This window comes from Flavisphingopyxis soli, from assembly GCF_007995095.1.
GTDB classification, from domain to species: domain Bacteria; phylum Pseudomonadota; class Alphaproteobacteria; order Sphingomonadales; family Sphingomonadaceae; genus Flavisphingopyxis; species Flavisphingopyxis soli.
Genome location: NZ_VOPY01000002.1, coordinates 633,723 through 657,184, shown reverse-complemented (window position 1 = coordinate 657,184; position 23,462 = coordinate 633,723). Strand labels below are relative to the sequence as shown.

Below are 23,462 nucleotides of genomic sequence, written 5' to 3'. Positions count from 1 at the left end.
ACCACCGATAGTCGACCCGTTCAGCCCTACGCAAAATCGTCTGAAGGACACAGCATGGCCGCCCAATATTCGTTCGTCATGAAGGACATGACCAAGACCTTCCCCGGCGCGCCCAAGCCGGTGCTGAGCAACATCAACCTGCAATTCTACCAGGATGCCAAGATCGGCATCGTCGGGCCCAACGGGACGGGCAAGTCGACGCTGATGAAGATCATGGCGGGTATCGACAAGGATTTTACCGGCGAGGCCTGGCCCGGCGAGAACATCACCGTCGGCTATCTCGCGCAGGAGCCAGAGCTCGACGCGACCAAGACGGTCAAGGAAAACGTCCTCGACGGCATTCGTCCCGTTGCCGACCTGGTCGAGCGCTTCAACGAGATCGGCAACCTGATGGCCGAACCCGATGCCGACTTCGATGCGCTCGGTACCGAAATGGGCGAGCTGCAGGAAAAGATCGACGCGGTCGATGGCTGGACGCTCGACAACCAGCTCGAGATCGCGATGGACGCGCTGCGCTGCCCGCCGGGCGACAGCAGCGTCGAAAACCTCTCGGGTGGTGAGAAGCGCCGCGTCGCGCTGACCCGCCTGCTGCTCGAAAAGCCGGGCATATTGCTGCTCGATGAGCCGACCAACCATCTCGATGCCGAAAGCGTCGCCTGGCTTGAAAAGCATCTCGCCGACTACAAGGGCAACGTGATCCTCGTCACGCATGACCGTTATTTCCTCGACAATGTCGTCAACTGGATCCTCGAACTCGATCGTGGCCGCTATTTCCCGTACGAGGGCAATTATTCGACCTATCTCGAGAAAAAGGCCAAGCGGCTCGAGCAGGAGGACCGCGAGGACCAGAGCAAGCAAAAGGCGATTCGCGACGAGCTCGACTGGATCCGGCAATCTCCGAAAGCCCGTCAGACCAAGTCGAAAGCGCGTATCAAGGCGTTCGATCAGCTTGTCGAGAACGCCGAAAAGCGCACGATCGGCAAGGCGCAGATCGTCATCCAGTCGCCCGAACGCCTCGGTTCCAAAGTCATCGAGGCCAACGGCCTGACCAAGTCCTATGGCGACAAGCTGCTGTTCGAGAATCTCTCGTTCAGCCTGCCGCCGGGTGGCATCGTCGGCATCATCGGGCCCAACGGCGCGGGCAAGTCGACGCTGTTCCGCATCATTACCGGCCAGGAAACGCCCGACGAAGGCGCGGTCGCGATCGGCGATACCGTCCATCTCGGCTATGTCGACCAGAGCCGCGACGCGCTCGACCCCAACCACAATGTCTGGGAAGAAATCTCGGGCGGGCACGAGCTGATGACCGTCGGCAAGCAGGAAATGCAGACGCGTGCCTATGTCGGCGCGTTCAACTTCAAGGGTGGTGACCAGCAGAAGAAGGTCGGGCAATTATCGGGCGGCGAACGCAACCGCGTTCATATCGCCAAAATGCTCAAGGAGGGCGGCAATGTCCTGCTGCTCGATGAACCGACCAACGATCTCGACGTCGAGACGCTGCGCGCGCTCGAAGAGGCGCTCGAGGTTTTCCCCGGCTGCGCCGTGGTCATTTCGCATGACCGCTTCTTCCTCGATCGCCTCGCGACGCACATCCTCGCCTTCGAAGGCGACAGCCATGTCGAATGGTTCGAAGGCAATTTTGAAAGCTACGAAGAAGACAAGCGCCGCCGCCTCGGCGACGAAGCCGATCGCCCGCACCGGATGACCTACAAGAAGCTGACGCGGTAATTTCCCCCAATCAGTCCATGCCGTCTCCGATCCGACATGAAAGAGTCGTACGGCCGCGCTAGACGAGACTGCGCCACCGGCTTGTTGCGCAGGCATAACAAATCGGTGGGTGCGACTCCGATGACGGGTGTATCGCCGTCGCACTAAGCGGAACCTCTGGGTGGGGACGTGTTATGAAGATCTACGACAGCGAATATTACCGCTCGCGCGCCGAGCGCGAGGAGCGGGCGGCCGATGCGGCGGAAAGCGCGGTGATCGCCAAGGTCCATCGCGAGCTTGCCGATCTCTATCGCAAGCGGATCGACTTGCTGAGCAGGGACCTAGACGCCGTCTGACGTTCAGGCGTCGGGGACGATTTCGAAGTTCGACAGCTGCTGGGTCGCCTCGGGTACCGCCATGACATCGTCGACGCGGGCGCCGCGCGGGCCCTTTTCCGATGCGGTGAGGAATGCCTCGACCTTGTCGCTCGCGCCCTGGACAAGCGCCTCGACAGTGCCGTCCTGGCGATTGCGCACCCAGCCGAGCAGGCCGAGCCCGCGCGCCTTGCCCTGCGCCCACATGCGATAGCCGATGCCTTGCACGCGGCCGGCTATCATGACCCTGACGGCGGTTTCGCTCATCTCAGCCTCTTTACCCACATTTGCCCGTCGTCACGCCGTTCGGCGGTGAAATTGGGCACTTCGGCGATCAGGTCGGACAGGCGCGCAAAGCCGAAATTGCGCGTGTCGAAACTCGAACGGTTGCCCGCGCGCTGGCCGACTTCGGACAGCTTGGTAAAGCCACGCTCGTCGCGCTTCGACTGGCCATAGGCGTCGAGCAACAGGTCGATCAGCTCCTTGGTCACCGCGCGTTTCTTTTCGCCGCCGTGACCTTTGGGGCTGTCGTCTTCCTTGGCCGCACGGATCAGCTCGTCGACGTCGATCCAGCGGCTGCACGCCTGCTTGAATGCCTCGGGCGTCTTGGCGCTGCCGAAGCCGTAAACGGGCACGCCCGCCTGTTTGATCCGCATGGCCAGCGGGGTGAAGTCGCTGTCACTCGACATGATGCCGAAGCCATCGACGCGGTCGCGAAACAACAGGTCCATCGCGTCGATCGTCATCTTCATGTCGGTCGCGTTCTTGCCCTTGGTCAGGTCGAACTGCTGCTGTGGCTCGATGCCGAAGCGGTGGACGATATCGGCCCAGCCCTTGAGGCTCTGCTTGCGCCAGTTGCCATAGACGCGGCGGATATTGACCGAGCCCAGTTCGGCCAGGACCGTCAGTACCGGGTCGATACCCGAGGGCGACGCGTTATCGGCGTCGATCAGCAGGACGATGTTGGGTGAATTGCGGTGATCGGTGTCGGACATGGCCAGCGTCATCGCTTGGCGCCGGGAGGAAATCAACCTAATCCGTCATTGCGAGGAGTCGAAGGCGACGAAGCAATCTCCCGAGAGGGCAAAGCGTTGACCGGTTGCGACAGTATCGGGAATTCCTTGTCCTCGAACGCCCAGAACTACCGAAGCAGCTGTCGCAGAGATTGCCGCGCGGCTGCGCCGCTCGCAATGACGATTAATTTATTCGACCGGTTCGGCCGCGAAGGTGCCGCGCGTTTCGTCGAGCCGGTGGAGGATCCCGTCGGAGATCGCGAACCACGCTCCGTGCAGCGCCAGCGTACCGTTCGCCTCGGCATCGCAGACGAACGGGAAGCTGCGCAAATTGGCCAGGCTGACCCGCACCGCTTCATGTTCGACCGCACGCAGCGCGGTGCGGCTTTTTTCGCTGCCATGCTCTTCGCGGACGCGGGCCACTGCGTCGTCGAGCATGTCGACCCAGTGCGCGATGAAGCCGCCGCTGCCTTCCTCGGCATCGGCGAACGATCCGGTAAAGGCCGCTTCGCAGCCGCCGCAGGCGCCGTGGCCCATGACGACGATGTCGGCGACCTTGAGCTGGGTCACGGCGAACTCGAGCGCGGCCGAAACGCCGTGGCGACCGCCGCCCTGTTCGAACGGGGGGACGAGATTGGCGACGTTGCGCACGACGAACATCTCGCCCGGATTGGTATCGAATATCTGCGCCGGATCGACGCGGCTGTCCGAACAGGCGATAATCATCGTCTTGGGCGCCTGGCCGTCCTTGAGTTCATCCCAGCGCGCGCGCTGTTCGCGCCAGCCAGTGTCACGGAAACGGCGATAGCCCGCCAGCAGTTCGACAAATTCGGTCATGGCCGCTCATTTGCCGTCAACCGCCGCGTCGCGCAAGACTTAGGTTGAGAAGCAAGCGGACCATCGCTATCTGCGCAGGCATGAACGATCCCGCACCTGTCATCGCCGCTCCCGCCCGTCCCGAACGCCAGCGCAAACCCGACTGGATTCGCGTCAAGGCACCCGGCGGCACCGGCTTTGCCGAAACGCGCAAGCTGATGCGTGACCTCAGCCTCAATACCGTGTGCGAAGAGGCGGCCTGCCCCAATATCGGCGAGTGCTGGACCAAGAAGCACGCGACGGTGATGATCCTGGGCGACGTCTGCACGCGCGCCTGCGCCTTCTGCAACGTCAAGACGGGCATGCCGCGCGCGGTCGACCCATTCGAGCCCGAACATACCGCCGAGGCTGCGGCCAAGCTCGGTCTGAAGCATATCGTCATCACTTCGGTCGATCGCGACGACCTGCCCGACGGCGGTGCGTCGCAGTTCGTCAAGGTGATCGAGGCGCTGCGCCGGTCGACGCCCGACACGACGATCGAGATCCTGACCCCCGATTTCCGCAACAAGTCGATGGCCGCGGTCGAAGCGATCGTTGCCGCGCGGCCCGACGTCTACAACCACAATCTCGAGACCGTCCCGCGGCTCTATCCGACGATCCGTCCCGGAGCGCGCTATTACGCCTCGCTCCGCCTGCTCGAGACGGTCAAGCGGCTCGACCCGACGATCTTCACCAAGTCGGGCATCATGCTCGGCCTCGGCGAAGAGCGACTGGAAGTGCACCAGGTGATGGACGACATGCGCAGCGCCGATGTCGATTTCCTGACGATGGGCCAGTATCTCCAGCCGACCCCGCGGCACGCCAAGGTGATCGATTTCGTCACCCCGCAGGCGTTCGACGCCTATGCCCAGATCGCCCGCGCCAAGGGCTTCCTCCAGGTCGCATCGTCGCCGCTGACGCGCTCGAGCTACCATGCCGGCGACGATTTCGCCCAGATGAAGGCGGCACGCGAGGCCAGGCTGGCGGCGCAGTCCGCACGCGGCTGACGATGCCCCGCCACCACGAAACCCGGCACCTGCCGTACACGCCCGAGCAGATGTACGCGCTCGTCGCCGATGTCGGCGCCTATGACGAGTTCCTCCCCTGGGTGATGGCGGTGCGCGTGCGCTCGGACAGCGAGACCGAAATGGTCGCCGACCTGATCGTCGGCTTCAAGGCGCTACGCGAACAGTTCACCAGCCGCGTCGTCAAGCAACGGCCGAGCAGCATCTGTGTCGATTACCTCGACGGTCCGTTGAAGTACCTGCACAACGAATGGATCTTCAGCGACGACGGGCAGGGGGGCTGCGAGGTCGATTTCTGCGTCGATTTCGCGTTCAAGTCGGGCCTGTTCAACCAGCTTGCCGGGGCGATGTTCGATTCGGCGCTGCGCAAGATGATCGGCGCGTTCGAAACACGCGCCGATGCGCTTTACGGCGAAGGGCTGGCAGCACACTCGGCATCCTTGGATGGCGACAGCAGCTCGAGCGCGAACAGCGTGGCCTGACGCCGGATCGCACCGCGATCGTCGAGATCGAAGTGCATCCGTTCGGCATAGATATTGTCGGGATTCTGCCCGCGGATGGCACGGGCGAACACGACCGTCCCGACGGGTTTCTGATCGCTGCCACCGGTCGGTCCGGCAATCCCGGTGACCGCGACAGCGATATCGGCGTCCGAATTCTTGAGCGCGCCGAGCGCCATCGCCCACGCGCCGGCCAGGCTGACCGCGCCGAACGTCTCGATAATCTCCGAACTGACGCCGAGCATGCGCACCTTGGCGTCGTTCGAATAGCTGACGAAGCCCTCGGTGAAAACGTCCGAACTGCCCGATACCGCGGTCAGGCAGGCGGCGACGAGCCCGCCGGTGCAGCTTTCGGCCAGTGCCACGGTGCGTCCCGCCACGCGATTCTCGTCGATCACCCGCGCGGCGGTGTCGATCAGTTCACGTGGCAGGTTGAAGATCGGATCGGTCATATCGGTGGTTCCGTGATCTGTAAGGTAGCGATCGCCTGGGCGGCGATGCCTTCGCCTCGTCCGGCGTAGCCCAGTCCTTCGGTCGTCGTGGCTTTCACGCTGACCTGCGTTACGCTCATCTCGAGTATCTCTGCTATCCTAATACGCATGGCTTCGCGATAGGGTCCGATCTTGGGTTCCTCGCAGATGATCGTGAGATCGATCGACTGGATCGCTCCATTGGCGGCGGCAACGAGATCGCCGGCATGCTTCAGGAATCGGTCAGATCGTGCGCCGCGCCATTGCTGGTCGCTTGGCGGGAAATGTACGCCAATATCGCCCGCGCCGATCGCGCCGAGGATCGCGTCGGTCAGCGCGTGAAGCGCGACATCGGCGTCGCTGTGTCCGGCGAGTCCCCTGTCGTGCGCGATCTGGACGCCGCCGAGCCACAATTCCTCACCCGCGACGAGGCGATGGACGTCGAAACCCATGCCTGTCGCGATCCGGCGGTTGGCGCCGACCTGCGCCGCCAGCCGGGCGAGATCGTCGGGCCAGGTGATCTTGTCGAGCATCGCTGCCCCTTTGACGATACCGACACTTTCGCCCCCCTGCCGCACCATCTGCGCATCGTCGGTGGGCTCTTCGCCTTGCCAGTCGCGATGGGCGGCCATGAGCGCATCGGTGCGGAAAATCTGCGGTGTCTGGATGCGGACCAGCGCGCCGCGATCGACGACCGCGCCGAGTGCCGCATTGTCGCGCTCCGCCAGCGTGTCGGCGATTGGCAGGGCAGGGGCCGCCCCCGCAAGCTCGCCGTCGTCCATCGCGGCAATCAGCCGATCGAGAACGCGTACGGGGAGCAAGGGTCGCGCCGCATCGTGCACCATGACGAGATCGCCATCGATCGCTGCCAAGCCACTTGCGACACTCTCGCGCCGCGTGGCGCCGCCATCGGCGAATGTCAGTCCTGGTATGCCTTCGAGGATCGTGACCGCGTCGTCGCGGTTATCGGGGTGCGTTACAACGACGACCGATCCTATTCGAGGATCGCGCGCCAGCGTCTCGACGCTCCAGCGGAGCACGGGCTTGCCCGCCAGCCGCGCGAACTGCTTGGGCGCGCTGCCGCCTGCGCGCACGCCCTTGCCGGCAGCAAGGACGATCGCAGCGATACTGGGGATCGTTATGGGGGCCGTCATGCTTGCGCGCCTAGCGCAGGGCGCGCTTGCCCGCCAGAGCGAATAGGGTTAGAGGCCCGTGCCTAAATTTTGAGCAGCATATGACCAGCCCACAACCTCTTTCGACCCCGCATCCTGCGGTCGGCCCGATCCGGGTCGGCAATATCGATATTGCCATGCCCGTCATCCTCGCGCCGATGACCGGGGTGACCGACATGCCGTTCCGTACGCTCGTCCGGCGCTATGGGTCGGGTCTCAACGTCACCGAGATGATCGCCAGCCCGGCGATGATCCGCGAAACGCGCCAGTCGCTGCAGAAGGCAGCGTGGCATCCGCTCGAAGAGCCTGTCTCGCTCCAGCTTGCCGGCTGTAACCCCGATGAGATGGCCGAGGCGGCCAAGCTCAATGAACAGCGCGGCGCGGCGATCATCGACATCAACATGGGGTGTCCGGTCAAGAAGGTCGTCAACGGCGATGCGGGATCGGCGCTGATGCGCGTCCCCAAGCTCGCCGCGGCGCTGATCAAGGCGACGGTCGAGGCGGTCTCGGTTCCCGTCACCGTCAAGATGCGGATGGGCTGGGACCATGACAGCCTCAACGCACCCGAACTCGCGCACATTGCCGAGGACCTGGGTGCCAAGATGATCACCGTCCACGGCCGCACGCGTTGCCAGATGTATCGTGGCAGCGCCGACTGGTCGTTCGTTCGCTCGGTCAAGGACGCGGTTTCGGTGCCGGTCATCGTCAATGGCGATATTACGAGCATCGAGGACGTCGCGACCGCGCTCGACCAGTCGGGTGCCGACGGCGTCATGATCGGCCGCGGCTGCTATGGCCGGCCCTGGCTGCTTGGCCAGATGATGCACTGGCTGGCGACCGGGGAGCGGCGTGCCGATCCCAGCCTTGCCGAACAATATGCGCTGATCGTCGAACATTATCGCGCGATGCTCGACCATTACGGCGAAATGACCGGGGTTAATCTCGCGCGCAAGCATATCGGCTGGTATACCAAGGGGCTGACCGGATCTGCCGAGTTCCGCAATGCGGTCAACCAGGTGCCCGCGGCGGCGAAGGTGCTCGATATGCTCGAGGCATTCTACACCCCGCTGCTCGCCGGGCCCGCACCGGCGCAGGCGGCGGCGTGACGACGCTTGCCCCCGCGAGAGACGGCGAGGGCAGGCAATTCGACGCGCATCCGGTCGCGACGATGATGCTCGACCCGACGGGCACGATCATTGCGGTCAACCCTGCCGCCCAGAACCAGCTCGGACTGGCCGATCGCCAGCTCGTCGGGCGACATTTCAGCGACATCGCGCCCGATTTTGCCGGACGAGAGTATCCGGCGTCGCAGGTCATGCGCGCGTTCGACGTCGCGCTGGCGCTCCCCGGTCGCACGCTGGCGCTCGATATTCTCGCCGAGACCGACGAGGCGGGGCGGACCGTCGTCGCGCTTTTGCCAGCACGGAGTGCTGATGCAACGCGCGCCGCAGCTGCGCAGCCCTCGGCTCAGGGCGCGGCGGTGATCCTCGCCCACGAGATCAAGAATCCGCTGTCGGGCATCCGCGGCGCGGCGCAGCTGATCGCCAGCGGCACGCCTGACCCGGCGCGCTTCACGATGCTGATCTGCCGCGAGGTCGATCGGATTGCCGCGCTGATCGACCGGATGGAAATTCTCTCGTCGCAGCGCTCGCTCGATCTCCATGGGGCCAGCATCTTCCCGTTGATCCGCCATGCGCTCGATCTCGCGCGCGCGGGCTTTGCTGCCGATATTGCGATCGAGGAACGCCACGATCCGTCGTTGCCGAAGGCGTCGCTCGATGAGGATGCATTCGTCCAGATATTGCTCAACCTTGTGAAAAACGCGGCGGAGACGCTAGCCGGGCAGGACGATGCGAAGATTATCGTGTCGACCGGCTATCGCCACGGCCACAGCGCCGGGCGCGGTCCCGACGATCGCCCGCGCGATGCACCGATCATGATTTGCGTCAGCGACAACGGCCCCGGCGTCCCCGCGGCGATCCTGCCCGACCTCTTTCGCCCCTTCGCCAGCGGGCGCAGCGGCGGCACCGGCTTGGGCCTGGCTTTGGTCGACCGGCTCGCGCGCGACATGGGCGGGACGATCGAATATGCCCGCGACGACACACGAGGGCTGAGTCATTTCCGCCTGATGCTGGCGAGGGCAGAGTGAGCGGTTCGCCCCACATCCTGCTTGCCGAGGACGACAATGCGGTCGCGACGGTCATCCAGGCCTCGCTCGAAGGGGCGGGTTACCGCGTCGCATTGGCCGAAACGCGCGCGGCTCGCGATGCGATGCTGGCGGGCGCGGCATACGACCTGCTGATTACCGACGTTGTTTTTCCCGACGGTAACGGCTTCGACACGCTGGCCGACGCGCTGGCAAATACGGATGGCTGTTCGGTGATCGTCGTGTCGGCGCAGAACACGCTCGATACCGCGATCCGCGCAGCGCGGCTCGGCAGTTACGACTATCTGCCCAAGCCGTTCGATCTCGACGAACTGTTGAAAACCACCGCTGCGGCGATGCACCGCGAAGCCTCGGCGGCCGAACCGGCGCAGGACCCCGATGGCGGCGAGCAATTGCTGATTGGCCGCACGCCGCCGATGCAAGCGCTCTACCGCGTGATCGCGCGGCTCGCCGACAATGATCTCGCGGTCCTGATTGGCGGCGAATCGGGCACGGGCAAAGAACTCGTCGCGCGTGCGATCCATCAATCGGGACAGCGCGCGCAACGACCGTTCGTCGCGATCAACATGGCGGCAATCCCTCGTGATCTCGTCGAATCGGAGCTGTTCGGCCACGAAAGGGGCGCCTTCACTGGCGCGAACGCACGCACAGAGGGACGCTTCGGCCAGGCTGAAGGCGGCACGTTGTTCCTCGACGAGATCGGCGACATGCCGCTCGATGCGCAAACACGGCTCCTGCGCGTCCTCCAGTCAGGCGAATATTCGCCGGTTGGCGGGTCGGAGGTGCGTCGCTCGGACGTCCGCATCATCGCCGCCTCGCATCGCTCGCTGCCCGACCTCGTCGCCGAGGGGCGGTTTCGCGAAGACCTGTTCTATCGTCTCAACGTCGTTCCCGTCGCGGTACCCGCGCTACGCGAGCGGCGCGGTGATATCGCCGGCCTGTGCCGGCATTTCATGGTCGGGGCGCAGGATCGCGGCCTGCCCGCCAAGACGATCAGTGCAGCCGCGCTGAAACTGATCGAACGACAGGACTGGCCAGGCAATGTCCGCGAGCTCGAGAATTTTGTCTATCGCATGTGCGTGCTAGCGCGCGGTGACACGTTCGGGGTGAGCGATGTCCGCGCCCAGTTCGTCACAGCCACGGATGAGTCGGGTGGTGACGTCGACGGTATCGACGGTGCGATCGCCGGCTGGCTGGCGGATCGAGCGCCGAGCGCTACCGGCGCGCTTTATGACGACCTGCTCGCCCGAATCGAGCGGCCGTTGTTCGAGTACGTTCTGGGCGAAACCGGAGGCAATCAATTGCGCGCAGCCGAGCGGCTCGGGATCAATCGCAACACGCTGCGCAAGCGACTGGCGCGCCACGATTTGCCGTGATCGCCGCGGTGCGGTGAACCGATCGCCGCTATATCCTTTGCAAGCCCGGCAAAAGTCGTAAAAGGGCAACATGGATGGCCAAAATGCAACACCTGTCGCGCGGGCTGGCTGGCTTCACCGCACGACCACGATTTTGCAGGATCGACTTCCCCCCGCCCGCATAGTCGAATTTGTCACTCTGGCGACGATGGTCGCGATGGCGGCGATCTCCTATTTCGTCGTCATGGCCAAGGGCCAATCGGGCGCATTGCTGACCCCGCCGCTCGTCGCCGTGTTGCTCGTCGCCAATCTGGTCCCGGCGATGGCGTTGATGGTCCTGCTCGGCCGCCGGATCGCGCGGCGACGGACGCCGCATGCTCAGACCGGTCGCCACAGCCTGCACGTCCGGCTCGTCGCCCTGTTCAGCCTCGTTGCGGCGGTGCCGACGCTGCTCGTCGCGATCTTCGCCTCGTTATTGTTCCAGTACGGCGTCGATTTCTGGTTCTCCGACCGGTCGCGCGGGATGCTCGAAAATGCTGCCAGCCTGGCGCAGGGATATTACGACGAGAACGTCAACGCAGTGCGAGACAACACGCCGCAAATGGCGAAAGACCTCGCCCAGTGGAGTCAGCGCTCGCCGATCGGCAGCAGCGATTTTACCGATTATTATCTCTACCAGATGGTCGCGCGCAACCTGACGCGGTCGGCGATCATCCAGATCGGCGATGATGGCATTGCCCGCGCCCTGTCGCTGATCGATCCCGAAAATCGCGAGGCCGACAATCTTATCCCGCCCGATGTCGCCAACCGCCTCATGGCCGGCGAGGGCGTTATCGTCGTCGCCGATTCGAACCGGATTGCCGCCGCGACGCTGTTCGACCGCGAGCGCCGGATATTCCTGTACGCCAGCCGCGATGCCAATTCGCTCGGGCTCAACCAGATCGAGACCGCGCAGGCGGTGCTGACCGACTATAACGCGCTGTTCGCCCGTTCGCGTCAGCTTCAGTTGCAGTTCAACCTGTCGATCTACATCGTATCGCTGATCCTTGTCGGGTTCGCGGTCTGGACCGCGCTTGTCGTTGCCGACCGCCTTGTCCGACCGATCACCGAACTTGTCACCGCGGCGCGGCGGGTCGCGTCGGGCGACCTCGAAGCGCGCGTCGAACACAGCGCCCAGCCCGATGAGATTGGCGCGCTGTCGACCGCATTCAACCGCATGACCGAGCAACTCGGCGTCCAGACGCGCGCCTTGCTCGACGCCAACAGCCAGATCGAAAGCCGCCGCGCGCTGATCGAGGCGGTCCTGTCGGGCGTATCGGCAGGGGTCCTCTCGATCGGTCGCGACGGGCGCGTGCAGTTGCTCAATGTCGGCGCACAGGATCTGCTCGATACCGACCAGGAGCGGGCCGTGGGCCAGACGCTTGCCAGCCTGCGCCCCGAGCTTGCCGATGTCGTGGCGAGTGGCGACAAGCGGGCGATCGTCAATATCGGTTCGGGTGCCGACGAGCGGACGCTGGCCGTGCGCGTGTCGAGCGATCATCAGGGCCATGTTGTCACCTTTGAAGACATTACCCAGCAATTGACCGACCAGCGCCGCGCCGCCTGGGCCGATGTGGCACGTCGCATCGCGCATGAGATCAAGAACCCGTTGACGCCGATCCAGCTTGCCGCCGAGCGTTTGCAGCGCCGCTATGGCCGGACGATCGAAGACGACGGCACCTTTGCCAAGCTGACCGGCACGATCGTCCGCCAAGTCGGCGACCTGCGCCGCATGGTCGATGAATTTTCAAGCTTTGCGCGCATGCCCAAACCCGTCTTTCATGCCGAAAACCTCGTTGATATCGTTCGCCAGGCGGTCTTTCTTCACGAAGTTGCGCATCCGGAGATCGATTTCTCGCTCGCTTCGGCCGATGATTTGCGACCTGTGGTTTGTGACCGGCGCCAATTGACCCAGGCGCTAACCAACGTCGTCAAAAATGCGGTGGAGGCGATTCAGCGCAATCCCAAATCGTCGGACAAGACGATCGAGGTGAGCCTGGTCGAAAGCGGCTCGACGCTCGTCATCGGCGTGGCTGATAGCGGGGTCGGTCTGCCGCAGCAGCGCGATACGCTGGTTGAACCCTATATGACGACGCGCGAAGGCGGCACCGGCCTGGGCCTCGCGATCGTCAAGAAAATCGTCGAAGATCACAAGGGCACGATCGCTTTTTCCGACCGCGACGGCGGCGGCGCATTGGTTGCGATCATCTTCGATCGCGACCAGCTCGCGGCACTCGGCAGCGATGCCGACGCAACGGGTGCCGAAGACGACGAAACGCAGCAAGGAAGTTAGCCAGATGACGCTCGATATCCTGATCGTCGACGATGAAAAGGACATCCGTGATCTCGTCACGGGGGTGCTCGAAGACGAAGGCTATACCGCACGATCGGCCGCCGACAGCGACGGCGCGTTGCAGGCAATCCTCGAACGCCGGCCGTCGCTCGTTCTGCTCGACGTCTGGCTGCAGGGATCGCGGCTCGACGGTCTTGACCTGCTTGATGAGATCAAGGCGCGCGATCCGACGCTGCCCGTGCTCGTCGTATCGGGCCATGGCAATATCGACACCGCGGTTGCCGCCGTGCGCAAGGGCGCCGCCGACTTCATCGAAAAACCGTTCGAGGCCGAGCGATTGCTCCACCTCGTTACGCGCGCGACCGAAACCGAACAGCTCAAGGACGAGAACCGCCGGCTCAAGGCCCGGGTCGGGCAGGTCGACGAACTGACGGGAAACAGCGTGCCGATCAACGCGGTGCGCGCCACGCTCAAACGCGTTGCGGGGACCGGTAGCCGCGTCCTGATTTCGGGCCCGTCGGGGGTGGGCAAAGAGGTTGCCGCGCGGATGCTGCACAGCTGGAGCGGGCGCAATGCGGCGGCGTTTCACATCGTGACCGCGGCGCGCATGTCGCCCGACACCGTCGAGGAGGAACTGTTCGGGGTCGAGGAGCAGGGCGAACTGGTCCGTCCGGGCCTGCTCGAACAGGCCCACGGCGGCACGTTGTTCCTCGACGAGGTCGCCGACATGCCGCTGACCACGCAGGGCAAGATACTGCGCGTGCTGACCGACCAGGCATTTACCCGTGTTGGCGGCAGTCGTCAGGTCCATGTCGATGTCCGGATCGTATCGGGCACGTCGCGCGATCTCGAAGCCGAAATAGCGCAAGGAGCCTTTCGCGAGGATCTTTATTACCGGCTCAATGTGGTGCCCGTCATCCTGCCGCCGCTCAAGGACCGGCGCGACGATATCGCCACGCTCGCCGATCATTTCCTCGCGCGATTTGCCGCCGACCGACGGCTTGGCCCGCCAGCGCTGTCGCCCGATGCGATCGGCGCGCTCGAAGCGCACGACTGGCCGGGCAATGTCCGCCAACTGCGCAACGTCATCGAGCGGGTCATGATCCTCAACCCGGTCGAGGATCTTGGCAATATCACCGTCGACATGCTGCCGTCGGAAATCACCGGAGAAAGCGGCGAGAACGCCAACGCCCAGATGTTCATGGTCGGTGCGCCGCTGCGCGAAGCGCGCGAATCGTTCGAACGCGAATATCTGCGCGTCCAGATCAAGCGCTTTTCGGGCAATGTTTCGCGCACTGCGGCGTTCATCGGGATGGAGCGATCGGCGCTGCATCGCAAGCTCAAGACGCTCGGGATCGCGGAAATTCGCGGTGCTGCCGATGAGGATGCCACCGAGTAAGCGCGCGGCCCCTGTTAAAGTGAGCAGCGGCGACCTATACTAGGCACAGAGGCGTAACTTGCCTGTGCTGCAGCGGTGTTTGCTGCGCGCGGCCTGCCGCCATCGTTAAGGACCGACGATGCCCGATAAACAGAACAATTTGCAGGATGTGTTCCTCAATTCGCTGCGCAAGACCAAGGCGCCGGTAACGATGTTCCTGGTCAAGGGCGTCAAGCTGCAGGGTATTGTCACCTGGTTTGACAATTTTTCGGTGTTGCTGCGTCGCGACGGCCAGTCTCAGCTGGTTTACAAGCACGCCATTTCCACCGTCATGCCGACGCAGTGGGACGGTTTCGACGATCTCAACCTGTCCGCGCGGCCTGCCGGGCGCACGCCTTCGCTCCAGGAGATATTCCTCGGCGCGGTGCAGGGCGAAGAAGAGCCGGTCACGATGTTCCTCGTCAACGGCGTCATGCTGCAGGGCCGGATCGCAGCGTTCGACCTGTTCTGCATATTGCTCGAACGCGACGGTCATTATCAGCTCGTATACAAGCATGCGGTTTCGACCGTCCAGCCTCAGTCGCCGGTCAAGCTGGCGGCCGTGCCCGACGATGACGATGCCGACGATGCCGCGACGAATGACGCATCCGGGGATGACGACGCTTGAGCGCACAACCCGGCGATGAGCGCAGCGAGGTCGCGCGCGGCGCGAAAACCGCTGTCATCGTTCCCGATTCGAGTGAGGCCGGTGCCCGCGGAGGCGATGCGCGGCTCGAAGAGATTTGCGGTCTCGCCGAAGCGATCGCGGTGACCATCGTGGCGCGCGACGTATTGCGTGTCCGCACGATCCGCCCAGCAACCTATCTCGGCTCGGGGCAGATCGACACGCTCAAGGCTGACTATGCGCAGCGCGAAATCGAGCTCGTCGTCGTCGACGCCGCGCTGACCCCGGTTCAGCAGCGCAATCTGGAAGAGGCGTTCGGCGCCAAGGTGATCGATCGCACCGGCCTGATCCTGGAAATTTTCGGCGAGCGCGCGGTCAGCGCCGAGGGCCGGCTGCAGGTCGAACTCGCGCATCTTGATTACCAACAGGGGCGCCTGGTGCGCAGCTGGACGCATCTCGAACGCCAGCGCGGCGGCTTCGGATTCCTCGGCGGCCCCGGCGAGACGCAAATCGAGGCCGATCGCCGGATGATCCGCGATCGCATGGCGCGGCTGCGTCGTGAACTCGAGACGGTCAAGCGCACCCGCGCGCTCCATCGCGACCGGCGCCAGCGTGCGCCGTGGCCGGTGATCGCGCTCGTCGGTTATACCAATGCGGGCAAATCGACGCTGTTCAACGCGCTGACCGGGGGCGACGTGCTCGCCGCCGACATGCTGTTCGCAACGCTCGATCCGACGATGCGCGCGATATCGCTGCCGGGCATCGACAAGGCGATATTGTCGGACACCGTCGGCTTCGTGTCAGACCTGCCGACGCAACTCGTCGCGTCGTTTCGCGCGACGCTCGAAGAGGTGCTGTCGGCCGACCTCGTCGTCCATGTCCGCGATATCGCGCATCCCGACAGCGAACTGCAGCGCGATGACGTAATGACCGTTCTCACCGAGCTCGGCATGGATTTCGCCGGCGAGGATGCAGCGGCCTATATCGAAGTGCTGAACAAGATCGACCTCGTCGAGGACCCCGAGCGGCGCGCAGCGATTGTGGAACTTGCGGCACATAGCGTCGATAGCGCCGTCGTGTCGGCAATCACGGGCGAGGGGATCGCGTCGCTGCGCGAGGCGATGTCTGCCGCGCTGACCGCACTCAGCCCCGAATACACGCTTTCGATACCGGCCAATGACGGCCGCGCGCGCGCCTGGCTGCACCAGAACGGCGAAGTGCTTGAGGAAACCGCCGATGGCGAAGGCGGGCTGGTGGTAAGAGTCCGCCTGTCACGGGCCGATCACGCCCGCTTCACCGCGATACAGGAAAATGTCGCAGGCTAGTCCAAGGCTGGCGAATGTCTGACACATCTCGGCCATAGCGGGTTGTTCGAACACTGGCTGGATCGAACATCTCATGAAAACCCTGTCTGCATGCACGTCGCTCCTTACGCTTGCGATTCTTCTGGCGAGTGGCGCCTCGGCTCCCGCGATGGCGCAGGTCACGCCGCCGTCCTCGTCCGAAGAACCTCCTGCCGACGACGCCGCCAAGACGGCTGAGTCCGGCGACGCCCCGGCAAGCGAGACGCAGCCGGGCGATATCGTCGTGGTTGGCCAGCGGATCCGCGGCGCGGTCGACACCGACGTCAAACCCGAACTGCAGCTCAGCGAAAAGGACGTCGCCTCATACGGCGCGTCGTCGATCGGCGATTTGCTCGCGGCAATTGCGCCGCAGGTAGGAGGCGGGCGGGGGAGGGGCGGCGGACAGCCCGTCATCCTGCTCAGCGGGCGACGCATTTCGAGCTTTCGCGAGCTGCGCAACATTCCGTCCGAGGCTATCCTGAGGGTCGATGTCCTGCCCGAACAGGTCGCGCTGAAATTCGGCTATGCGGCCGACCAGCGCGTCGTCAATTTCATCCTCAAGCCCAATTTCGCGGCGGTCACGCTTGAGGTCGAGGCCGGAGCCCCGACCGACGGAGGGGGCGGATTTCACCAGCAATACGAAGGCTCGGTGGTCAAGCTGGCGCCCAACTCGCGGATCAACCTGTCGAGCGAATACAAGCGCGACAATGCGATCACGCAGGCGCAGCGCGGCATTGCGACCGTGCCCACGACCAGCGACGCCATCGACCAGACGCCCTATCGCACGCTGCAGAGCGCATCGGACGATTTCACTCTCGAAGGCACCGTCAATCGCTATTTCGGCGACGTTACTTCGGCGACGCTTAACGCCACGCTCGAGCTGGCCAGCCGCAATCCGCTGCTCGGCCTGGCGTCGGTGCCCTTCACCCAGAGCGACGACAGCGTCTTCACGCGCAGCTTTCCCGAATATGGCGCGCTCGACCAGTCGAGCCGGACGACAACGGGTCATCTCGGCGCGCTGGTCGACAGTTCGCTGGGCAAATGGAAGGGCTCGCTGACAGGCAATTACGATATCGTCCACAGCACGACCATAACGCAGCGCGGCCTCGATCCGGTCGCGGCGCAGGCTTATATTGCGGGCGGGGGCGATCTGAACGCCATCTTCCCGCCAGTTGCTCTGGTTTCACGCGATCCCGATACTGCGGACAGCAGGAACCGTACGTTCGAAATCGTCGCCAATGCCAATGGCCCGGTATTCGATACCGCCGCCGGCCCGGTGAACCTGTCGCTCGCAACGGGGTTCCAGCAGTTCAATATTCGCAGTCGATCGGTCCGCAGCGGCGCGGTTGCTACCGCCGACCTGACGCGCGGGCAAAAGAACGCGCAGGCCAGCCTCGATATCCCGCTCGCCCGCGATGGCGAAGGGGTGCTCGGCTTTGCCCGCTCGCTGTCGGTCAACGCCAACATCGCCTATCGTGACCTCAGCGATTTCGGCGGCCTGACCACCTATGGCTACGGCCTCAATTTCGCGCCGATCGACGCGGTCCAGTTCACTGCCTCGTCGTCGACCGAACAGGGCGCGCCCAGCCTGTCGCAGCTCGGCAGCCCGGTCATCGTGAATCCCAACAGTTTCGTCTTCGATTACGTCACCAATACCACCGTCGTCATCCCGACGATCACCGGCGGCAATCCTGCGCTGACCGCCGACAGGCGCAACGTTCTCGACTTCGGCATCAACGTTCGTCTCAAGAAACCCGATGGCCTGTCGCTCGTCGCCAACTACATCCGCGAGCGGAACGACAACCCGATCTCGTCTTTCCCCACGTTGACCGCCGCAATCCAGTCGGCCTTTCCAGACCGCGTCGTCCGCGATTCCGCTGGCCAACTAATCTCGGTCGATTTGCGACCGATCAATTTCCAGCGCGAAGAGACCGATCGCATCCGCGTTGGCCTCAATTATTCGAGCGGCGGTGGACGCGGAGGCGGACCGCCAATGATGGGGAGGGGACGGCCCGGTGGCGGCCCAGCTGAAAAACCCAAGCTCAACTATCGGTTTTCGCTCTACGACACTGTCTATCTGCGTGACCGGATATTCATCCGCGACGGCCTGCCCGTGCTCGATTTGCTGGACGGCTCGGCGACGGGATCGGGCGGCGGGCAGGCGCGCCATACGGTTAGCACGGACGCCGGGGCGTTCTACGACGGTTTGGGCGGTTTCCTGCGGCTCTCGTACGGCAGCGCGACCCGTGTCGATGGCGGTACCGCGATCGCTCCGGCCGGCTCGACGCTCGATTTCGGCAGCAAGTTCAACCTCGACCTGCGCGCCTTTTTCGACTTCGACCAGAAGGAAAAGCTGGTCGAGGCGCACCCCTGGCTCAAGCACACGCGCCTGCGCCTGTCGGTCAACAACCTGACCAACAGTTACCAGCGTGTCAGCGACGAGAACGGCATCGTCCCGCTCAGCTATCAGCGAGGCTTCGTCGACCCCGTCGGCCGCTATGTGGAGATCAGCCTGCGCAAGCAGTTCTAGGAAGTCCGCGACCGAGCCTGATCGTCACGTAGCGAGGCCTTGGCCTGTTCCCACAGCGTGTCGAGCGCCTCGGGCGACAGGTCGGTGAGGGCTCCGTCATGGTCGCGCTCGACCGCATTGAAGCGGCGTTCGAACTTAATGGTGGCGTCGCGCAGCGCGTGTTCGGCATCGACGCCGATATGGCGCGCATAATTGACAACAGAGAAGAGCAGGTCGCCGAGCTCTTCGTGGCGTTCCGCGTCGTTCGTGGCGGCGTCTGTTTCGGCCAGTTCCTCGACGATCTTGGCGCGCGGACCGGCGACATCGGGCCAGTCGAAGCCGGTGCGCGCGGCGCGGCGCTGGATCTTCTGCGCGCGCATCAGGGCAGGGAGGCCCTGCGCGACGCCGGCGAGCGTACCGGCATCGGCGCCGCCACGTTCGGCCGCCTTCATCACCTCCCATGCCTTGATCTGGTCGCCCGCGGTGGCGATCGCGCTACCGTCGTTGGCGGGATCGAACACGTGCGGATGGCGGCGGATCATCTTGGTGACGATTGCGTCGGCGACATCGGCGATGTCGAACGCTCCACGCTCGGATGCCATTTGCGCGTGGAAGACGACCTGGAACAGCAGGTCGCCGAGTTCGTCGCGCAGATCGGCCATGTCGTTGCGCGCGATCGCGTCGGCGACTTCATAGGCTTCCTCGATCGTATAGGGCGCGATCGACGCGAAATCCTGTTCAAGATCCCACGGGCAGCCACCATCGGGATCGCGCAGCCGCTTCATGATCGCAATGAGCTGCGACAGGGGATGGCCGGAAGCCATATGATCGTCGCTCTTGGTTTCCATCAATTAGTCCGATAATATATATTATGTAAAATACAGGCTGGTACCGGGGGTGTCACGGCGTGAGCGTCAACGACGCCCCTTCCACCCGCCATGACTTGAGCCCCGACAGGAAATTCATTCCTAGCACACCGACATCGCCAATCGCATCGCCGACCAGCACGTGATGGCCTTCTACCACGATCGATCCGACAACGAGCTGGTCAATCTTGCCGCGGCGCATAACTGCTTCGCCATTGGCGGTATCGACAAGCACCGGGTAACCGTCATTATCGACATTCAGCTTCACGCGCTCGGCAAATTCGCGCGAAACCGAAGTCGTTGTCGCGCCGCTGTCGATCAGGAAGCGTGTTGCCAGGCCGTTGACGCTGGCATTGACCCAGAAATGCCCGTCGGGATCGCGCCGGATGATTACCTCGCTGCCGGACACGCTCGCTTCGGGCGCACCGCCAAGGTCGGCGCGCGCCCGCGCCCAGACGCTGGCGAGGTCGTCGCGGAACAGAAACAGACCATAGGCAGCCATGAAAATAGCTATCCAGACCAATATGTAACGTAGCATGGCTGAGAACTTTACTCGCCTGGCAATAAGTGCGCTGCCGACCAGCACGAGCGCGCCAACATACCAGACCAGTTCGGGCCACTGATCGCCGTTCATGCCGTTACCACCAGCCCGTCATGCCCCGGGACAATGCCGCCGGGGAGGGTGTCGATCAGTCGCGCATAATCCATCGATTGATCCATATGTGTGAGGATGGCCTGTTTGGGCTGGCATCGCTCGATCGCGGCGAGCGTCAGTGCAAGGTGCGGATGCGTTGGATGCTCGCGTTCGCGCAGCGCATCAACGATCCAGGCATCAAGGCCGGAAAAGAAGGCGATCGCGTCGTCGTCGAGCGCGGAAAAGTCGGTTGCATAGCCGATCGTTCCGTCCTCGCCCACAAAGCGCAGTCCCGCGGTCGTGATCGGGCCATGCGGCAGATCGATCACGCCAACGTCGATGTCACCAACCCGCACCACGTCCTCGAGCAAGTGCGGTTCACAGGTCGCCGGATAACCCGCATTGCCCGCAAAGACATAGGCGAAGCGCCGCGTCAGGCTGTCGAGCGTGGCGCGCCGCGCGAAGCCCTGAACCGGTGTGCCGCTGACGTGATAGAGCTGCCGCAGGTCGTCGATGCCGTGGCAATGGTCGGCATGGTCGTGCGTCCAGATCACTGCGTCGACGCGGTCGATCCGGGCAGCGAGGAGCTGCCCGCGCAGGTCGGGCGAGGTATCGACCAGGATCCGGGTTGTCGCGCTTTCGACGACGATCGACGGACGGCTGCGGGTGTTGCGCGGCTCGTTCGGATCGCAATCGCCCCAGTCGTTGCCGATCCGCGGGACACCCGACGATGTTCCACAACCGAGAACGGTCGCCTTCATGCGGGCGCGGTTGCCTTGGCGAACAGGCGAAAGAAATTGGCGCTCGTCGCCTGTGCCAACGCGTCGAATTCGGTTTCGCGTAAGGTCGCGAGGAAGCGCGCGGTGTCGGCGGTATAGGCCGGCTCGCACGGTCGACCGCGATGCGGCACCGGTGACAGGAAGGGTGAATCGGTTTCGACCAGCAGCCGGTCGAGCGGGATCGTCTTGGCCGTATCCTGCAGGTCGCGCGCGTTCTTGAACGTCACGATCCCCGAAAGCGAGATATAGGCGCCCAGGTCGAGCGCCTTGCGGGCGAAATCGGCACTCGCGGTGAAACAGTGGATAACGGCGGGGAAGGCCCCCTTCCCCATCTCCTCGGCCATGATCGCGGCGGTGTCGTCCTCGGCATCGCGGGTATGGACGATTAGCGGCAGGCCGGTAGCACGCGAGGCAGCGATATGTGCGCGAAACGAGCGTTTCTGCTGTTCGCGGTCGCTGTGGTCGTAATAATAATCGAGCCCGGTCTCGCCGATTCCGACGACGCGAGGGTGGCTGGTGGAATCGATCAGGAGAGCGGTATCGATGTCGACATGGGAATCGGCTTCGTGCGGATGGATGCCGACGGTCGCCCAGACATTATCATGGCGATCGGCGGTGGCGATCACCGCATCCCACTCCGACTGGCGGGTGGAGATGTTAAGAATCGTTTTTATTCCAGCAGCTTGTGCGCGTTCGATCGCGCCAGCCTGATCGTCGACAAGACCTTCGTAATTGAGGTGGCAATGGCTGTCGACGAGCATGCGGTCAGGCCTCGACCAGCTGGAGCCGGGGGAAAACGCCGTTCGGTGCTGGCAGTTGCGTCCCGGACTCGATCGGTCGATCGAGCGCGGCGAAGTCGCGATCTCCGGCGCCGACCGCAAGCTGGTCGAGCAAGGCATCGGCCGAGCGCGGGATCGCCCAGCGCGCCATGATCGCGAGGCGACGGACCGCCTCTGCGGCGGTGTAAAGCACGGTATCGGCGCGCGCGGCATCGGTCTTGCGCAGCGCCCAGGGTGCCTGATCGGCGAAATACTGGTTCGCGGCAGACGCTGCCTCCCAGATCGCCTCGAGCGCCTGGTTGATCGCAAAACCCGCCATTTTTTCAACCGCTTCGCCGTAACAACGATTAATGGTAGCGAACAATGCCGCGTCGGCGGCGTCGGGTGAGGTTGCAGCGGGGATCGCGCCGTCGCAGTTCTTGGCGATCATCGACAGGCTGCGCTGTGCCAGATTGCCGAGATTGTTGGCCAGATCGGCATTGCAGCGCGCAACGATCGCTTCTTCCGACGCGCTGCCGTCGTTGCCGAAGCCGACTTCGCGCAGCAGGAAATAGCGGACGGCGTCGGATCCATAGCGCTCGACCAAGGTCATCGGATCGATGACGTTACCGGAGGATTTCGACATCTTTTCACCGCGATGAAGGATGAAGCCGTGGCCGAATATGCCATGCGGCAGGTCGATCCCCGCGCTCATCAGGAAGGCCGGCCAATAGACGGCGTGAAAGCGGACGATGTCCTTGCCGATATTGTGTACGCAATGTGGCCAGTAACGTGCGACCATATCGGGATTATCGGGATAGCCGAGACCGGTCAGATAGTTGGTCAGCGCATCGACCCAGACGTACATGACATGGCCGTCGCTGCCCGGCACAGGCACGCCCCAGTCGAAGCTGGTGCGCGACATCGACAGGTCGTTGAGCCCGCCCTCGACGAAGCGCCGAACTTCGTTGAGCCGTCCGGCCGGCCGCACGAAATCCGGCCGTGAATCATAAAGATCGAGCAGTTTCTGCTGATAATTTGACAGGCGAAAGAACCAGCTTTCCTCGGCGGTCCATTCGACCGCGGTGCCCTGTGGCGAGAGCTTTTCGCCGGTCTGCGCGGTAACCAGTTCGGACTCGTCGTAGAACGCCTCGTCGCGCAGCGAATACCAGCCCTCATACCGGCCGAGATAGAGGTCGCCATTGTCGGCCATCGCCTTCCACAGCGCGGTGGCGGCGGCGTAGTTGTCCGCGTCGGTGGTTCGGATAAAGCGATCATAACCGATATCCAGGCCATCGCACATTGCCTTGAATTCCGCGGTCATTTCGCGCGCATAATCGGCAACATCGCGGTCATGGTCGCGCGCCGCCTTGGCCATTTTCAGGCCATGCTCATCGGTGCCCGTCTGGAAACGGACATCCTGGCCCTGCGCCTTGCGGAAGCGCGCGATCGCATCGCTCGTGATGGCTTCATAGGCATGGCCGATATGCGGCGCAGCATTGGGATAGCTGATCGCCGTGGTGATGTAGAAAGGGGTGCCAACGGCGGGATCTGTGTTCAT

22 protein-coding genes are annotated in these 23,462 nt (G+C 63.8%); 12 read left to right on the top strand and 10 right to left on the bottom strand.

From position 1 onward, the window contains the following. Positions 1 to 54: 54 nt before the first annotated feature. Positions 55 to 1,728, top strand: a complete 1,674-nt coding sequence (gene ettA, locus FSZ31_RS09745; RefSeq protein WP_147123143.1) for an energy-dependent translational throttle protein EttA — start codon at positions 55 to 57, stop codon at positions 1,726 to 1,728. A gap of 173 nt (positions 1,729 to 1,901) precedes the next feature. Continuing rightward, positions 1,902 to 2,063 carry a hypothetical protein gene (locus FSZ31_RS12835; protein WP_161595996.1) on the top strand — a complete coding sequence of 54 codons (162 nt, stop codon included), beginning with the start codon at positions 1,902 to 1,904 and terminating at the stop codon, positions 2,061 to 2,063. 3 nt (positions 2,064 to 2,066) lie between these two features. Here the strand turns inward: FSZ31_RS12835 and FSZ31_RS09740 are convergent, their stop codons facing one another. The 3 genes from FSZ31_RS09740 to FSZ31_RS09730 all read right to left on the bottom strand — a co-directional run bounded on the left by FSZ31_RS09740 (position 2,067) and on the right by FSZ31_RS09730 (position 3,931). Continuing rightward, entirely contained in the window at positions 2,067 to 2,348 is a 282-nt protein-coding gene (locus tag FSZ31_RS09740) for an acylphosphatase (protein WP_147123142.1), read from the bottom strand. Beyond that, on the bottom strand, positions 2,345 to 3,076 hold the full coding sequence (locus FSZ31_RS09735) for an NYN domain-containing protein (RefSeq protein WP_147123141.1): 732 nt from the start codon (positions 3,074 to 3,076) through the stop codon (positions 2,345 to 2,347). Before FSZ31_RS09735 ends, FSZ31_RS09740 begins: the two co-directional genes overlap by 4 nt. A gap of 207 nt (positions 3,077 to 3,283) precedes the next feature. Beyond that, positions 3,284 to 3,931, bottom strand: a complete 648-nt coding sequence (locus FSZ31_RS09730; RefSeq protein ID WP_147123140.1) for a carbonic anhydrase — start codon at positions 3,929 to 3,931, stop codon at positions 3,284 to 3,286. An 80-nt stretch (positions 3,932 to 4,011) separates the two neighbouring features. Here FSZ31_RS09730 and lipA point away from each other — a divergent pair, with 80 nt between their 5' ends. Both lipA and FSZ31_RS09720 read left to right on the top strand, forming a co-directional pair. Continuing rightward, a complete protein-coding gene (gene lipA, locus FSZ31_RS09725; protein ID WP_147123139.1) occupies positions 4,012 to 4,956 on the top strand; it encodes a lipoyl synthase in 945 nt (314 codons plus the stop codon). Between the two features lie 2 nt (positions 4,957 to 4,958). After that, positions 4,959 to 5,456 carry a type II toxin-antitoxin system RatA family toxin gene (locus FSZ31_RS09720; RefSeq protein ID WP_147123138.1) on the top strand — a complete coding sequence of 166 codons (498 nt, stop codon included), beginning with the start codon at positions 4,959 to 4,961 and terminating at the stop codon, positions 5,454 to 5,456. On the opposite strand, the gene FSZ31_RS09715 is transcribed toward FSZ31_RS09720, so the two are convergent. Further along, positions 5,381 to 5,926 carry a CinA family protein gene (locus FSZ31_RS09715; RefSeq protein WP_147123137.1) on the bottom strand — a complete coding sequence of 182 codons (546 nt, stop codon included), beginning with the start codon at positions 5,924 to 5,926 and terminating at the stop codon, positions 5,381 to 5,383. The two genes, FSZ31_RS09720 and FSZ31_RS09715, sit on opposite strands and share 76 nt — an antisense overlap. Next, positions 5,923 to 7,098, bottom strand: a complete 1,176-nt coding sequence (locus tag FSZ31_RS09710; RefSeq protein ID WP_147123136.1) for a bifunctional 2-C-methyl-D-erythritol 4-phosphate cytidylyltransferase/2-C-methyl-D-erythritol 2,4-cyclodiphosphate synthase — start codon at positions 7,096 to 7,098, stop codon at positions 5,923 to 5,925. The genes FSZ31_RS09715 and FSZ31_RS09710 overlap by 4 nt, the downstream gene beginning before the upstream one ends. 80 nt (positions 7,099 to 7,178) lie before the next feature. Between FSZ31_RS09710 and dusB the strand changes: the two genes are divergently transcribed. The 8 genes from dusB to FSZ31_RS09670 all read left to right on the top strand — a co-directional run bounded on the left by dusB (position 7,179) and on the right by FSZ31_RS09670 (position 18,885). Continuing rightward, the gene (dusB, locus tag FSZ31_RS09705) at positions 7,179 to 8,222 is read left to right on the top strand and encodes a tRNA dihydrouridine synthase DusB (protein ID WP_147123135.1); all 1,044 of its coding nucleotides are present in this window, start codon (positions 7,179 to 7,181) and stop codon (positions 8,220 to 8,222) included. Further along, positions 8,219 to 9,265, top strand: a complete 1,047-nt coding sequence (locus FSZ31_RS09700) for a two-component system sensor histidine kinase NtrB (protein WP_147123134.1) — start codon at positions 8,219 to 8,221, stop codon at positions 9,263 to 9,265. Before dusB ends, FSZ31_RS09700 begins: the two co-directional genes overlap by 4 nt. Beyond that, complete coding sequence (locus FSZ31_RS09695) at positions 9,262 to 10,659, top strand: sigma 54-interacting transcriptional regulator (RefSeq protein WP_147123133.1); 1,398 nt, start codon at positions 9,262 to 9,264, stop codon at positions 10,657 to 10,659. The genes FSZ31_RS09700 and FSZ31_RS09695 overlap by 4 nt, the downstream gene beginning before the upstream one ends. 70 nt (positions 10,660 to 10,729) lie before the next feature. Then, complete coding sequence (locus tag FSZ31_RS09690; RefSeq protein WP_147123132.1) at positions 10,730 to 12,970, top strand: sensor histidine kinase; 2,241 nt, start codon at positions 10,730 to 10,732, stop codon at positions 12,968 to 12,970. 4 nt (positions 12,971 to 12,974) lie between these two features. Then, entirely contained in the window at positions 12,975 to 14,369 is a 1,395-nt protein-coding gene (ntrX, locus tag FSZ31_RS09685; protein ID WP_147123131.1) for a nitrogen assimilation response regulator NtrX, read from the top strand. Between the two features lie 118 nt (positions 14,370 to 14,487). After that, positions 14,488 to 15,015, top strand: coding sequence for an RNA chaperone Hfq (gene hfq, locus FSZ31_RS09680; protein WP_147123130.1), 528 nt, complete (start codon positions 14,488 to 14,490; stop codon positions 15,013 to 15,015). Next, complete coding sequence (gene hflX, locus FSZ31_RS09675) at positions 15,012 to 16,337, top strand: GTPase HflX (RefSeq protein ID WP_147123129.1); 1,326 nt, start codon at positions 15,012 to 15,014, stop codon at positions 16,335 to 16,337. The genes hfq and hflX overlap by 4 nt, the downstream gene beginning before the upstream one ends. A 73-nt stretch (positions 16,338 to 16,410) precedes the next feature. Next, positions 16,411 to 18,885 (top strand): porin family protein, encoded by a 2,475-nt coding sequence (locus tag FSZ31_RS09670; protein WP_147123128.1) that lies wholly within the window; start codon positions 16,411 to 16,413, stop codon positions 18,883 to 18,885. Here the strand turns inward: FSZ31_RS09670 and mazG are convergent. Genes mazG through metG form a run of 5 tightly spaced genes read right to left on the bottom strand, consistent with a single transcriptional unit; the run spans position 18,882 to position 23,462 of the window. Then, complete coding sequence (gene mazG, locus FSZ31_RS09665) at positions 18,882 to 19,712, bottom strand: nucleoside triphosphate pyrophosphohydrolase (protein WP_236643748.1); 831 nt, start codon at positions 19,710 to 19,712, stop codon at positions 18,882 to 18,884. The genes FSZ31_RS09670 and mazG overlap by 4 nt on opposite strands. Positions 19,713 to 19,764: 52 nt before the next feature. Continuing rightward, positions 19,765 to 20,316 carry a retropepsin-like aspartic protease family protein gene (locus tag FSZ31_RS09660; RefSeq protein ID WP_161595995.1) on the bottom strand — a complete coding sequence of 184 codons (552 nt, stop codon included), beginning with the start codon at positions 20,314 to 20,316 and terminating at the stop codon, positions 19,765 to 19,767. A 44-nt stretch (positions 20,317 to 20,360) separates the two neighbouring features. Continuing rightward, a complete protein-coding gene (locus tag FSZ31_RS09655) occupies positions 20,361 to 21,125 on the bottom strand; it encodes an MBL fold metallo-hydrolase (RefSeq protein WP_147123126.1) in 765 nt (254 codons plus the stop codon). Further along, positions 21,122 to 21,904, bottom strand: a complete 783-nt coding sequence (locus FSZ31_RS09650; RefSeq protein ID WP_147123125.1) for a TatD family hydrolase — start codon at positions 21,902 to 21,904, stop codon at positions 21,122 to 21,124. Before FSZ31_RS09650 ends, FSZ31_RS09655 begins: the two co-directional genes overlap by 4 nt. Positions 21,905 to 21,908: 4 nt before the next feature. Further along, entirely contained in the window at positions 21,909 to 23,462 is a 1,554-nt protein-coding gene (gene metG, locus FSZ31_RS09645) for a methionine--tRNA ligase (RefSeq protein WP_147123124.1), read from the bottom strand.